Genomic DNA, 12,050 nt, shown 5'->3' with positions numbered 1-12,050 from the left:
ATGGGCGTGGTCAGCATATTGACACACAGCTTCACCGATGGATATAACCGCGAATTCAGCCGGGTGTTCGGGGGCGGGCTGGAGCGATACGTCCTTGATTTGTGCAGCGTAATCCGCGGATTGGGACACATTCCCGAGGTGCACCAGTTGTCCTATTTTGAAGCATTTCAGACTCGTACGGAACAGATTGATGTATATGGATATGCCTACGATATGAATGATGTGCCTGAAGCTTTTGCCCGAATGGCCGCAGCAGCACGGGGACCTGTAATCTATGCAAGCTGCCTGTGGCAGCCCATTGCTTACAAGCCGGGCAGTCTCGGCATCTGCCACGGGATTAACTGGGATCGTCCTGCGTTGCCGCTCGAAACCAAGCAGCAAGTTGCTGAACATATCCAGCTGGCACTGGATGGACTTGTACGCATTGTGTCGGTAGATTCGCATTTTCAGACCTTTTGCCGTGCTGCTTGTACGTTTACCGATCCTGGTCAGGTTGTACTCATTCCCAATGCAGTGGATACCTCCTACTTCACGCCTGCTCCGCCAAGGCGTACGTTCGAGCATGAACAGGAAGAGGAATGGCTGGCTGCATGGAAGAAAGATCTTGCGAGCTATGAAGATCATGCTGGAGCCATCATCTCCGGGTTGAATGCTGCATCACTCGTCAGGAAAAGAAACGATGGAGACGGCGTGTTACGGACGGATCGATCCGAGGTGACCGTAATCGCTGAGGAACTGGACTCGGGGATATCAGACAGAATGTGGCTGGCTGGCAGCCAAATGAGCTGACGGATGAATATTTGAAGAAGCAGGCCGAAGTTACAACCGCTGCAATTCATGGGAACCCTCCGCGTCCCCTGCGCATCCTGTATCCGCGCCGCATCAGCATGGAACGGGGCATTATTCCAATGATGCTGGCAGCTGACCGACTACTCGGTGCTTTTCCCGACCTGGAGGTCGAATTTGCCGGAGAACTGGTCGAAGGCAGCACGGTAGGTAGTTCCTTCCGTTATTGGCATCGCACGCACCCTCATGCAGACCGAATCAAACATCGCACGTATGATTTTCGGGATATCCGCGAGGCCTACCATCAGGCAGACATCGCTGTGATTCCTACCGTTTTCTCGGAAGGAACGTCCTACGCTTGTCTGGAGGCGATGAGCTGCGGGCTTCCGGTCGTTGCTTCCAATGTTGGCGGGCTGAATGATCTGATTCAGGATGGCTTCAACGGCCTGCTGATACCTCCAGGTGAAGAAGCGCTGACCGCCGCGCTGGTGCGTCTCGTTCAGGACAGGGCAGAGCGGGAGCGATTGGGTATCTATGCTCGTGAGACGGCACTGTCCTACGACATATCCCATTGGCGGAGCAGGTGGAGTACGGTATTGGAATCTTTTCTGGCAGAAGCAGGATTAAAGGAGGGAATTCGGGGATGATGGATACGCCAAATGCAACGGATTTCATGGAATCAAGATACATTCGGGAGGGTGACCCCAAAACGGATACATTGGTCTTTCCACTGCATCCAGCGTGGTGGAGCCGTCCGTATGAATACGAATGGGCGCGCCAGTTTGCACGTCAGGAGGACGTCGTACTCGACGCCGCCTGTGGTATATCCCATCCCTTCAAATTTTGGCTGGCAGAGTACTGCCGGGAAGTTCATGCCTGTGATTGGGATGAGCGTATTATGTCCAGAGAAGCAATCAGGCTGGATATCGCTTCTGATTTTGGCGAGCAGGCAGCACGTGACCTGCCAGAATCGAGCCTGGACAGATTACATCTTGCACAGGCCAATCTGGCCCAGCTTCCGTATGAATCCGAGAAATTTGACAGCGTATTCTGCATCTCCGTGTTGGAGCATCTGGATACAGGCACGATGCTGCGGGCCTTTCGCGAATTCGCCAGGGTGCTGAAGCCAGACGGACGGTTGATTGCCACGTTTGATGTGCCCGAGATGCGCCCGGATCTGCTGGAGACGATTATGGCTGTCACCGGGCTGACAATCGAGGGCAAGCTAAGTGTGAATGAACCCGAGGATGCCATCTGGTCTGACATGTATGGCCCGGCGATTCGTTGTTTTCGTGCTGTTATTCGTAAGGAATGATTCGAATGGGCCCAAATCACGGCACAGCAACTAGCCGCATGTAGGTCCATTTCTATCTAATGAGTTAGGACGTTACGTGGTTCCTCCAGGCCAGTCCATTAATTTATCCGTCAGCGGCTCTCTTACTGTGGGGGACTCATGGCCTCCACTTCTTATTTCTCTTGGTGGGAAGCATGATATACTGACCTATTCCATGGAAACAGCCGCTTTCGGTTAAGTAACCGAAGCGGCTGCTCCTCGTTCCTCTTCTTTTACCGCAACAATGATATCACGGCTGTCTGATGGATTTTTGTCCAAGCTCTCCTCCAGTCGACTCTGCTGGATGCGGCTGTTCCCCTCCCATAAGATCCGTTGCAGCAGCATGCCTGCCACACCAATGGCCAGTGTCGCCATGCCGATATATTGAAATGTGGGACTGGGTCCCACACTCCGAATCAAGGCACCGCCAGCAAGTGGAGCAGCGACCAGCACGACACTGGAAAGCGAGTTTTGAATACCGAATACACGGCCTACATAGGCAGGAGGGGTTTCTTTTGCAGCAGGTAATTCAACGTCACCATAAACAGGCCATTGCCCAGCCCGATGCAGAGCCCCCATATGATAACCCAGATCTCAGACGTCTGTGGACCGATCCAGCCCAGCGCACCAATTCCGGCACCAATCAGCACATATCCTCCACCGAGCCCCCAGCCATACCCGATTCGAGGAAGCCGATTCAATAGCAAAATAACCAGAACCGCGCCGGCTCCCGCAGATGATCCCAGCCAGCCGATCAGAGCTTCATTGCCCGGCTTGATCTCCCGAAATAGTGTTGTAAACTGATAATCGATCATGAGGATCGCCATTAATCCAAAACAACCAAACAGAATTGTACTCAGAAGGGTACGACTCTTATGGATAAAATGCCAGCCTTTCTGCCATTGGGTGAATAGGGATTCCGTGGTCTCGGCCGCCCCCAAAGGAATTCCGTCCGATGCAGATGGTTCCGATTCCTCGGTTAAACGCCGTAAAGGCCATAACACGGCTCCGGACAACAGGCGCGTACAAGCATTGATTAAAATACAGACTTGTGGTGAAAATACGGCCAGAATGACTGCGCCCAGCAGCGGTCCCGCCACTTTGGAGCATTGGTTCACAAAACCATTCAGCGACGATGCCTGAAACAGATGTTCCTCTGCCACTACCTGACGTGTCAACGCCTGCTGGGCTGGCACATGGAATACGCCCATCATGGCCCGAAGAGCAAGCAGCGGGAGCAGCCAGCCCGCACTTGGCGCAAAGAGAATAGCAATCGTAAGCAGAACGGTGATCACATCACATATCATCATGATTTTCACCTTATGCAGCCGATCGGCGAGTGCCCCTGCAACAGAACCCAACAATATACCCGGAACAGCCATACATACCGGAATAAGGGCAATGATCAGCGGATCAGCACCCCAACGATAAGCGACCATTACTTGGATCGCCAGTGCATCAAACCAATCGCCAAAGGTCGCGAGCGCATACGCAATAAACATCCGCATGAAGCGGAAGTTGGCCCATAGGCTTTTGGATGAACCATTGGACGGAATGGATGATGAATTGGGGTCATTTGAAATGACGGTCATACGTTATGCTTCCTCCCTTGATTACAGCCTTGTTAGCTGGCTTGTATGTTCCTTGGCTGTAATCATAAGGGCGTTATATCAGAGGAAGATCAGAGGCTGGAGGAAAGGGGGATAAAAAAGTGGAGATTTCGGTCAAAATTTGCTGCCCATAAGCAGGCACACCGTAACTTTTGGAGATTTCCGCATGGACTTGACGGTATTTGCTTTGAAGGCGCCCCTCTATCCGGTGATGTGCCATGAACAACAATATCTGGTAAGCGGAATTAAGATATAGCGGTGCGTTCAGTGTCATTTTCAATACGTCGAGACCATCGTCCATTCTTGGCTCTGCCTCACGGATTCGACCCTGTCTGAGCAGCCATAGGCCTTCCATAATCTGAAAACGTCCGATTTCCCGCAAGTATGGCGCATCTTTCAACCCGGAATGCAGGACAGCCATCTGATCCTCTACCGCTTCGCCGCTGCCACCCCACAGTTCCACATACAACGCTGAGAGCTTGACCGGAAGTCTGAAATGGATCAATTCATCTTTCTCCATTACATGATATGTTTCCATGAGTCGGGCTTTGGCTCGTTCATACTGACCCACCTCTGCGTAGACTTCAACAATGTTCAGAATACGAAGTTCACGATGCTGATCCGCAGACAATGCGGATGAATTCAGAGCCTTTTCGTACAATAGCAAACTCTCCGAGGGTTCAATCAGGGCATGTGTAAAAATCAGCAGCCAATACAAACGTTCTTCCAAAGGAATTTCCGTCGTTGTAATCAGCCATTCCAGATCTCCCACAATAAAATGGATGTACAGCTGATAGAATGAATCAACCTCAATGCCCAGCGCTTCTTGCTGATCCAGCAGCGTGAGCATCGATTTACCCTGCCCGTACAGATGATATTTGCGGAACAATCCATGAATCGCTTCTCGCATCTCCTGATCTTGTGCGGAAGGGTTAGAGGGCAGTATTGCCATATTAGCTCGAATATTAAGCCTGTAACCATAGCCCCGCACGGTCTCCACTGCAATTTCTTCCCAACGCTTCAGTTTCTTGCGCAGACGGTACACGTGATCATCCACAGTGCGTTCGACCGGATATTCCAAGGGCCATACCCGGTCCAGGAGTTGACTGCGAGTAAAGGCTTTTTCCTTGTTCTCATACAGAAAATGCAGCAGCGCAAATTCCTTCGCGAGCAGGCGAATGGAATCGGTACGCCGGGTTACGGTGTATGTTCCTTCATCGAATTGTAACGACATGCTTGGCCCTCCTATGTATGCTAACTAATTGTAGTCCTTATTCTGTTTCAACATACCACAAAAACCCTTTGCGAGAACGCAAAAGGTTTTGTATTGAGATGGACGGGCTCTCTTCGCTGATCGCAAGCAAGGTGACCCCAGAATTTAACCCAGCACTACGCGATCATCCGCCATTTTTTTGCCGCTGATACGTTCAAATTCACCCAACAGCTCCGGTACAGTCAGCGTGCGCTTTCGCTCCTCGCTAACGTCCAGAATAATCCGGCCTTTATCCATCATAATTAGACGATTGCCCAGACGAATGGCCTGTTCCATATTGTGAGTGACCATCAGGGTGGTGAGTCTCATCTCACGTACAAGCGTTTCGGTCAATTCAGTAATCAGCTCCGCACGGGAGGGGTCAAGCGCAGCCGTGTGCTCATCCAACAGCAGAATCTGCGGCTGAGTGAATGTCGCCATCAGCAGGCTGAGCGCCTGGCGTTCACCACCGGATAGCAGACCAACCTTGGCATTGGGGCGTTTGTCTAGCCCAATACCGAGCTTCTCCAACTGGGCGTTGAAAATCTCCCGTCTGGCGCGGGTAACTCCGAAGCCCAGTCCGCGGCCTTTGCCTCGTTTGTACGCCATCGCCATGTTCTCCTCAATAGACATATGCGGTGCCGTACCCGCCATCGGGTCCTGAAAGACGCGGCCAATCCAGCTGCTGCGCTTATGCTCCGGCAGGCTTTTGATGGAACGGTCATTAATCAGCACATCACCCATGTCGGGTTTCATAACGCCTGAGATAATGTTCATTAACGTTGATTTGCCCGCGCCGTTACTGCCAATCACCGTCACAAAGTCTCCCGGATTCATCGTCAGGTTCACGCCGACCAGCGCCGTTTTCTCGTCCGTAGTTCCCGGATTAAAGAGCTTGGTCACTTGTGTAATCTCAAGCATGATCACATGCCTCCCTTCGCCTGTTGGCCCGACGAGCCCATAAGCTCTTCAGTTCGTTTGCGAGCCAAACTTTTCTGCTTCATGGAGCGCTGCATAGTTGGGAAAACAAGTGCGATAATAACGATCACCGCGGTAATCAGCTTCAGATCGGATGTGTCGAACCATTCGACCTGGAGTGCAATCGCGACCACAATCCGGTAAATAATTGAACCGACGACGGCCGCCAGTGTGGCCCAAAATACGGTTCTTGCACCCAGAATGGCTTCCCCGATAATAACGGAGGCCAGTCCGATGACAATCATCCCAATCCCCATCGTAATGTCTGCAAAACCGGATTGCTGCGCAATAAATGCTCCAGACAGGGCAACAAGTCCGTTGGACAGACTAACACCAACAATGGTGGTGACATCCGTATTTGCACCAAAGCTGCGGATCATGCGTTTGTTGTCACCTGTTGCGCGCAGGGCCAGACCAATATCTGTTTTCATGAACAGATCCAGCATGATTTTGAACACCAGCACAACCACAATAATGATGATCATGACATGCTCACCCGAGAAGGGGTTGTCCATACCCATAATGGATTTGTTCGGTGCGCCAAGAATACGCATATTAATCGAATATAAGGCAATCATCATCAAAATACCGGATAACAGCCCGTTAATTTTGCCTTTGGTGTGCAGCAGACCTGTACAAGCTCCAGCCAACATACCTCCAGCCATTGCTGCCAAGCAAGCGAGCCAAGGAGAGAAGTCGTTGGATATCATGACCGCCGCGATTGCGCCTCCTGTTGTAAAACTTCCGTCTACGGTGAGATCGGGGAAGTCCAGTATACGGAATGTAATATATACACCCAGTGCCATCAGTGCATACAACAATCCAAGCTCGATTGCCCCTTCAATTGAACCCCAAGTCAAATTCACATTGCTTCCTCCCTGTCTATCGAAAAGAATGAGGCGAACCCGTTTCACGTCCGCCTCGCATCCGTACTGCCGGAGGATCGTCCGGTCAGGTTATTGAATAATGTTGTTGTCCTGATCCTTCACTTCTGCCTTCATCTCATCAGTAACGGTGATGCCTTGAGCTTCAGCAGCCTTCAGGTTCAGGATCAGATCCAGCTTGTCCGGTACAGTGACTTTCATGTCACCTGGTTTTGTACCATTTTTCAAAATGTCCGCAGCCATTTCACCAACCTGATATCCGTGATCGTAGTATTTGAAGCCTACGGTTGCGAAAGCCCCTTTTCCACGGTATCGCGGTCACTGGAGAAGAACGGAATTTTATTTTTGTTCGCTGTCTGGATGATTGTATCCACTGCACTAACCACCGAGTTATCCAACGTGATATAGAAGGCATCTACTTTTCCAACCAGAGAATCGGTTGCCTGTTTAACTTCGGATGTGTTCGTTACGGGTGCCTTGACTAGCTTGATATTGTGTGTCGCCAGCGCTTTCTCCGCATTGTTCGCCATTACAACCGCATTCGGTTCGCCCTCGTTGATAACCAGACCTACCGTCTTCACATCCGGCAAATATTTGGCGATAAAATCAGCCAACTGCACGATGGCCTCTGGATTCGTATCCGATGCACCCGTTACGTTACCACCTGGCTTGTCCATGTCACTCACCAGCTTGGCACCCAGCGGGTCCGTCACCGCTGCGAACAGCAATGGCTTGTCCTTTACTTGTTGAGCCAAAGCCAATGCGGATGGTGTTGCAATCCCAAGGACCAGGTCATTTTTGGAATCTCCCGCAATCTTCTGGGCAATGGACAGGTTGTTCGTTGAATCCCCTTGCGCGTTATTGTAATCAATCGTCAGGTTTTTGTTCTCTTCAAGGCCTGCATCCTTCAGCGCTGCAATAAATCCTTCACGTGTGGCATCCAGCGATGGATGCTCAACGATCTGCGAGATCGCGATGCGATACGATTTCTCCGCAGTGCCTTCACTTGTTGTGCTGCCTGATCCCTCGGTCGTTGTGCTACCGCCGCTGTTATTTCCGCAACCAGCCGCTACGATCATTGATGCAACCATCATTAAGGACATCCAGAATTTCTTTTTCATGTGTGAAACCCCTCTCCATCTTCTAAAATATTGATACTCTCATCGTTATCCAAGTGACACGATAGGGCGGGACAAAACGAACGCTTCAACGCATTGTTGCTTTGACCGACAAAAGCAGACAAATATAGACTTTCCTCATGCGACTGAAGTCCATGACCCGTGTTGATATTTCATTGTTTCCCTAATATTAAGGTGCGACCTGTTTCCCGTCAATGGTTGAACCGCTTCCAATTTGGTTTCATTGCAGATGCGTGAGAGAAAACATTACATAAAACAAAAAAAGACCTCCGCAAATCAAGCGGAAAGTCTTAGGGGAACGGCCACTGTCCATCTCTCCCGATGAATACTGGCCTCAGCTTATTTTTGTTCTGTCTGTAATTCTTCAATTTCAACAGGTGTTAACCCGGTAGCTTTGATGATGAGATCCAACTCAATGCCCAGAGACAGCATATTGAGTGCAATTTTTCGTTTACTCTCTGCTTCTCCTTCTTTGATGCCTTCTTTGATGCCTTCTTTGATGCCTTTTTCGATTCCTTTTTGAATTCCTTTTTGGATGCCTTCCTCCAGGCCTTTCTTGAGACCTTCTTCTCGTGCGCCCTCAATCATGGAAGCTTCATCCCATAGAAATTTCTGACGGTCGATGTATCGTTGACGTGCTTGCTCATCCTGGCTCAGAAACTCCAATACACTCATGGCTTTTTTCAAAGCCGGTTCCGGTTCGTGCATCATTAACGCCTCCCAGCTTGATTTAGTCATTCCTTTCAGAAATAACAGCCAACGCACCAGTCCATCCTTCATTTGAATATTTTCATCATTCAGCTTTGGTATTTCCATAAAATGAATCTCTATAACATCCGTCAGTGGAATATCGGTATGATCTTCTCTTAAATGAAATACGTTGTGGTACTGGTCATTATCGAGCATTTTGAAATTAACAATATTAATCGCAACACATTTTTTGAGTTGGCTATATCTCTGTCCCTCAAGTAATTGTCCGGAGTATTGTTTACCCCAATAGAACAAAGTCCTCTTCTCTAAATCATACTGATTAAACAACTGCATTTCAACATTAATTAGCTCACCTTGATCTGTTTTGGCCCGTATGTCAAGAATGGACTGTTTATCTCTCGGGGTATCCTTGTCCAGGTAAGGGTTGATCAACACAATCTCGGTCAGTAAGGATTCACCTGCATTTTTGAAGGTGTGATTCAGAAAAGCCAGAAGCACATCCTTGTTCTCTTCACTTCCAAAAATTCGTTTGAACACATAATCGTTCTTGGGATCAAGCAGTTCATTCATCATTGTTCACTCCTATGCGCAAAATTAACAATATATATTTGTTGAATTTCCAAACAAATATAAGGATGTAGATGCACCGGATGTTAAATTCAATTATAACACGTGTCTAATACTATTGATAACGTTATTACGTCATTTTTAAACAAAAAAAGACTGCTTCGACGAATCGAAACAATCCCTTTTTCTCTCAAACCTATCAATTCCCAGCCGCCTCGCGAATCTGATACGTACATTTCTTACCACCGTCCGCATAGCATTCAGTGCGCTCCACATCCGCCTGCAGCAATGAACGGAACAGCTCCAGCTCACAGCGGCAAGCCTGTTTATAAACACTCGCTACCTGCACAATGGGGCAGTTCAGCTCGGTCAGTACATAGGTGCCATCCTCTTCCGTGGAAGCATCGGCCATATATCCGTTTGCATTCTGAATGCGCGCGAGTTCCTCGACACGTCCGGCCAGATCCTGACCTTCCATCTGTGGCTGTCCACTACGAAGCAGCTTGTCCCGGCGGCTCTCGAACAACGCATCCACGACACCGCTACCCGCTGAATCGGACAGTTCCTCCAGAAGTTCCAGGGTCAGTGATGAATATGATTTTGGAAAAAAATTATCCCCGCGTACCGTCAAATGGTATACGGAAGATGGGCGTCCGGCTGTGGCTCTTGCTTCCCGAACCTCAATCCATCCATCCTGCTCCAGTGCCGTCAGATGACGGCGAATCGCCATGCCGGTCAGACCAAGCTCGGCTGTCATTTCCCTTGCGGTCATTGTGCCTTGCTGCTTCAGCATGAACAAAATCCGTTCACGCGTCGTTCGTTCCTCTTCGCGCTTCACGATCAGCACCTGCTCTCCCTGCTTATGCGGTTACCGGTGCTGCCTCCCGGCAGGCATCCGAGCAAAAGCGGTTATGCGTCTCTTCGCAATCCTCACAGCATACATGCTGCAGGTTGCAGGTTGGACAGTTAATGTAACGGTCATGCGTCGTGCCACAGTGATAACAGCTGGCAATCACGATATCTTCATCCGTCCGGTTAATCGGCACGGAAATACGCTCGTCAAATACATAACATTTGCCATCAAACAGACGACCTTGTACCTCATCATCCTTGCCGTAGGTCACGATTCCGCCCTCAAGTTGTGCCACGTCTTGGAAACCTTCGTTAATCATGAACCCGGTCAGCTTCTCACAACGGATACCGCCAGTACAGTAGGTGATGATCTTTTTGTCCTTCATGTCACCCAGGTTCTCCCGAATCCACTCTGGGAATTCACGGAACGATTCCACGTCAGGACGGATCGCTCCCCTGAAATGACCAATCTCGTACTCGTAGTCATTACGCCCGTCAATTACAATGACATCCTCCTGTTGAAGATGCTCGTAAAATTCTTTTGGCGACAACCGTTTACCGCTAATGACGTTAGGGTCCAAATCGTCCTCCACGCGGAACGTAACCAGCTCAGCTTTGTGACGAACAAATATTTTTTTGAACGCATGCTCTTCGACATCATCAATCTTGAACACCATATCGCTGAACAGCGGATTGGCGTGCATATCCTTCATGTATTGCTCCGTTTGCTCCGGCGTACCGGATACAGTGCCGTTAATGCCTTCCGATGCAATCAGAATACGGCCTTTCACACCCAAGTCTTTGCAATATTGCAGATGTTCTTGCGTAAACGTCTCAGGGTCTTCAATCTTCACGAACTTATAATATAAAAGCACGCGGTACGCGCTGTTACACATGTGTATCACCTGTTCCTATTCCATGTTGTTATTGGCCGGATCATCCGACAAGACTACAACGTTGCAACCTTGCTTATGAAAAGAAAAGAAACAGCCGTCCGAAACAATGTCTCGAACTGCTGCTTTGAACATTCGACTTTTATTCCTGCATTCTAGTTTATCGGAAGCGGAATAGCTTAGTCAATATAAATGTATAGAAAGGGATGAAAGTTATGGAACAATTGAACCATAAATGATGTGAAGCTGGAAAATATCTTAATTTATTTTAAATTCAAACGAAAATCGTATTCATTTTTGCTTTCGTATCCATTACACTATGCTCATCATTATATGGCTTACCCACACCGACTAGCAAAAGATGTGGATTTGAAAAAGCATACTGTGAATATATTAGGAGGAAAATGGGGATGAGAACGTGAGTTTAACACTATTTAGGAAAGTAAGCATCATATGGTTAATAGTTCTTATTGGGCTGAGTGGGTTGGGAACCAATTCTCACTTTGTCCAAAAAGCCAATGCCGCAGGAGCAAAACCCTATATGGGTGAAATTCAATTATTCCCCTACACGAAAGCTCCCTCCGGTTGGGTGTATGCTGCCGGACAGACCATGCCGATCGCTCAGAATTCCGCTCTTTTCTCCCTGCTGGGCACCAACTTTGGAGGTGACGGCAAAAACACATTTGCGGTGCCCGATCTTTCAGATGCCGCACCAGAGGGAATGGGCTACTACATATCCATAAATGGAGACTTCCCCTCTCGTGAAGAGGGTACGTACGGCGCCGATAATGCTGTGCTTGGTGAGGTTCGCCTGTTCCCGTATTACTTTACCCCCAAGGGCTGGCTAGAGGCAAATGGTCAAAATCTCCTTATCTCTCAATACAACGATTTGTATCAAATGATTGGTACAACCTTTGGTGGAGACGGTCTGGAGACATTCCAATTGCCCAAGTTACCCAAAATCAAGGGTGATATCATCCATTATGCCATATCTATTGATCCGTCTTACCGTGCCGGGAGTGGGGGACGGATTCCGAATACGTAG

Annotated in this window: 12 protein-coding genes and 1 pseudogene; 4 read left to right on the top strand and 9 right to left on the bottom strand. The window is 49.1% G+C overall.

Translation table 11 applies throughout. From position 1 onward, the window contains the following. Genes ACTWJ7_RS03955 through ACTWJ7_RS03945 form a run of 3 tightly spaced genes read left to right on the top strand, consistent with a single transcriptional unit; the run spans position 1 to position 2,101 of the window. Positions 1–789 carry a hypothetical protein gene (locus ACTWJ7_RS03955; protein WP_443145144.1) on the top strand — a complete coding sequence of 263 codons (789 nt, stop codon included), beginning with the start codon at positions 1–3 and terminating at the stop codon, positions 787–789. Next, positions 762–1,433, top strand: a complete 672-nt coding sequence (locus tag ACTWJ7_RS03950) for a glycosyltransferase family 4 protein (protein WP_443145143.1) — start codon at positions 762–764, stop codon at positions 1,431–1,433. Before ACTWJ7_RS03955 ends, ACTWJ7_RS03950 begins: the two co-directional genes overlap by 28 nt. Beyond that, positions 1,430–2,101: a class I SAM-dependent methyltransferase gene (locus ACTWJ7_RS03945; protein ID WP_301246056.1), complete on the top strand. Its 672-nt coding sequence runs from the start codon at positions 1,430–1,432 to the stop codon at positions 2,099–2,101. Before ACTWJ7_RS03950 ends, ACTWJ7_RS03945 begins: the two co-directional genes overlap by 4 nt. Positions 2,102–2,314: 213 nt before the next feature. Here ACTWJ7_RS03945 and ACTWJ7_RS03940 read toward each other — a convergent pair whose 3' ends face one another. The 9 genes and pseudogenes from ACTWJ7_RS03940 to trhO form a co-directional block, all read right to left on the bottom strand. Beyond that, positions 2,315–2,698: a hypothetical protein gene (locus tag ACTWJ7_RS03940; RefSeq protein ID WP_443145142.1), complete on the bottom strand. Its 384-nt coding sequence runs from the start codon at positions 2,696–2,698 to the stop codon at positions 2,315–2,317. Then, positions 2,611–3,711, bottom strand: a complete 1,101-nt coding sequence (locus ACTWJ7_RS03935; protein ID WP_443145141.1) for an MFS transporter — start codon at positions 3,709–3,711, stop codon at positions 2,611–2,613. Before ACTWJ7_RS03935 ends, ACTWJ7_RS03940 begins: the two co-directional genes overlap by 88 nt. Positions 3,712–3,784: 73 nt before the next feature. Next, on the bottom strand, positions 3,785–4,963 hold the full coding sequence (locus ACTWJ7_RS03930) for a winged helix-turn-helix domain-containing protein (RefSeq protein WP_301880375.1): 1,179 nt from the start codon (positions 4,961–4,963) through the stop codon (positions 3,785–3,787). Between the two features lie 144 nt (positions 4,964–5,107). Next, the gene (locus tag ACTWJ7_RS03925; protein ID WP_063567603.1) at positions 5,108–5,902 is read right to left on the bottom strand and encodes an ABC transporter ATP-binding protein; all 795 of its coding nucleotides are present in this window, start codon (positions 5,900–5,902) and stop codon (positions 5,108–5,110) included. Positions 5,903–5,904: 2 nt separating this feature from the next. After that, positions 5,905–6,765, bottom strand: a complete 861-nt coding sequence (locus ACTWJ7_RS03920) for an ABC transporter permease (protein WP_052016574.1) — start codon at positions 6,763–6,765, stop codon at positions 5,905–5,907. 150 nt (positions 6,766–6,915) lie between these two features. Beyond that, positions 6,916–7,964 (bottom strand): annotated as a pseudogene (locus ACTWJ7_RS03915) (ABC transporter substrate-binding protein). Positions 7,965–8,321: 357 nt separating this feature from the next. Continuing rightward, a complete protein-coding gene (locus ACTWJ7_RS03910; protein WP_079347946.1) occupies positions 8,322–9,263 on the bottom strand; it encodes an Rpn family recombination-promoting nuclease/putative transposase in 942 nt (313 codons plus the stop codon). Positions 9,264–9,459: 196 nt separating this feature from the next. Beyond that, the gene (locus ACTWJ7_RS03905; RefSeq protein WP_094938072.1) at positions 9,460–10,107 is read right to left on the bottom strand and encodes a helix-turn-helix transcriptional regulator; all 648 of its coding nucleotides are present in this window, start codon (positions 10,105–10,107) and stop codon (positions 9,460–9,462) included. A gap of 13 nt (positions 10,108–10,120) precedes the next feature. Continuing rightward, entirely contained in the window at positions 10,121–11,008 is an 888-nt protein-coding gene (gene trhO, locus ACTWJ7_RS03900; RefSeq protein WP_024629833.1) for an oxygen-dependent tRNA uridine(34) hydroxylase TrhO, read from the bottom strand. Positions 11,009–11,546: 538 nt separating this feature from the next. Here trhO and ACTWJ7_RS03895 point away from each other — a divergent pair. Then, positions 11,547–12,050, top strand: a complete 504-nt coding sequence (locus tag ACTWJ7_RS03895; RefSeq protein WP_443145140.1) for a phage tail protein — start codon at positions 11,547–11,549, stop codon at positions 12,048–12,050.

Source organism: Paenibacillus sp. 1A_MP2 (assembly GCF_052244825.1).
GTDB classification, from domain to species: domain Bacteria; phylum Bacillota; class Bacilli; order Paenibacillales; family Paenibacillaceae; genus Paenibacillus; species Paenibacillus vandeheii.
This window is presented reverse-complemented; position numbering and strand designations above follow the sequence as displayed.